Origin of the sequence: Neobacillus drentensis (assembly GCF_036965425.1) — a bacterium.
Classification (GTDB): Bacteria; Bacillota; Bacilli; order Bacillales; family Cytobacillaceae; genus Neobacillus; species Neobacillus drentensis_F.
The window spans coordinates 1-1,854 of sequence record NZ_JBALPP010000154.1 but is presented as its reverse complement, the minus strand read 5'-3'; the positions used below and the strand labels follow the sequence as shown (position 1 = coordinate 1,854).

Here is a 1,854-nt window from a genome sequence, read left to right as displayed (position 1 = left end):
CTTATATTATCGAGGTATAATGGAATACAGACCCATAACGTCATAATATTAAAATTATAAGTATATTATAATATTTTATAAAATTCAAAGTCGCTATATATTCAAATAAAACGATAAATATAATTACCTTTGAACAGGAGTTTAATGATGAATACTGGAAATTATAGATGGAGCAACAAACAATTAAGAAATCATGTAGAGGTCCTTGATGGAGAAAAAAATCCTCAAATCATCCTAAAAAATGCAACCTATTTAAATTCCTATTTACATGAATGGGTAGTGGCGAATATTTGGATATTTGAGGATCGTATTGTTTATGTAGGAGAGAATTTTCCTGAAACCGTAGCTGAATCTGAGGTCATTGATTGTAAGGGGCAATATGTAGTACCTGGATATATTGAGCCGCATGTGCACCCTTATCAAATATACAATCCTCTTACATTTGCAAAATACGCTGGACAATTCGGCACATCGACTTTAATAAGTGATAATATAACCTTTTTCTTAGAGCTTCCAACCACTAAAGCCTTTGAATTATTGAATGAATTTAAACGCATTCCATCAAGCATGTACTGGTGGTGTCGTTTTGATGCACAAACCGAGTTGCCGAATAATCATGATATTTTTAACACAGAAGATGTGATTTCTTGGCTCCAGCAGGAATCCGTGCTGCAAGGCGGAGAGCTAACGGCTTGGCCGAAATTAGTAGATGGAGATAACCAAATGCTATCTTGGATCCAAGAGACAAAGAGATTACATAAAAAAATAGAGGGGCATTTTCCTGGTGCTTCCGAACGCACTTTAGCCAAATTAATGCTATTGGGCGCAGATTGCGATCATGAAGCCATGACAGGTCAAGAGGCACTTACTCGATTAAAACAAGGGTATACCGTATCGCTTAGACATTCATCGATTCGACCTGATTTAGATATCCTTTTAAAAGAATTAATCGAGTTAGGGGTCCAAAAATTTGATCGATTTTTCTTTACGACAGATGGCTCACATCCTTACTTTTATGAAAATGGGATGACCGATGAACTGATAAAAAAAGCCATTAATCATGGAATATCAGTAATAGATGCTTATAATATGGCTAGCTATAATATCGCTCGCTATTACAATTTGGAACATTTACATGGTTCGATTGCTACAGGTAGAATCGCTAATCTCAATATTTTAGAGAGCAGATATAACCCTACACCAATCAGTGTATTAGCAAAAGGTAAATGGTTGAAACGGGACGGAAAAGATCAACAAGATTCATCTTCCATCGATTGGGACAGGTACCAAATATCCCCACTTGAGTTAAAATGGACTTTAAAAGATGAAGATTTGAACTTTTGGTCCTCAATTGGCATGAACTTATTAAATAATGTCATTGCGAAACCTTATGGAAGTACTATTGATCTAAATAGTGATGAATTATCAGCTGAACATGATGAATGCTTCCTTATGATGATTGGTCGGGACGGCTCCTGGAGAATTAATACCTTAGTAAAAGGATTTGCTCGAAATATTAGCGGATTAGCAAGTTCTTATTCCGGTACAGGAGATATCTTACTCATCGGTAAAAGAAAAAAAGATATGCTGCTTGCTTTTGAAAGAATGCAAGCAATCGGTGGTGGGATCGTCTTGGCAGAAGATAATCAAATCCTACAAGAAGTTCCTTTGCCTTTAATCGGTAGAATGTCTAATTTAGATATGGGCTTATTAATTAAAATCGAGAAAAAGATGATAGAGCTATTAAAGGTAAGAGGATTTAAATATGATGACCCTGCATTTACCTTACTCTTCTTCTCTGCCACTCATTTACCATTTATAAGATTAACTCCAAGTGGATTATATGATGTTAAA

General features: G+C 35.4%; 1 protein-coding gene. It reads left to right on the top strand.

All coding sequences use genetic code 11. The features are described from left to right. Nucleotides 1–147: 147 nt before the first annotated feature. The coding region (locus V7161_RS28255; protein WP_335716117.1) for an adenine deaminase C-terminal domain-containing protein at nucleotides 148–1,854 on the top strand (1,707 nt) is incomplete at its 3' end.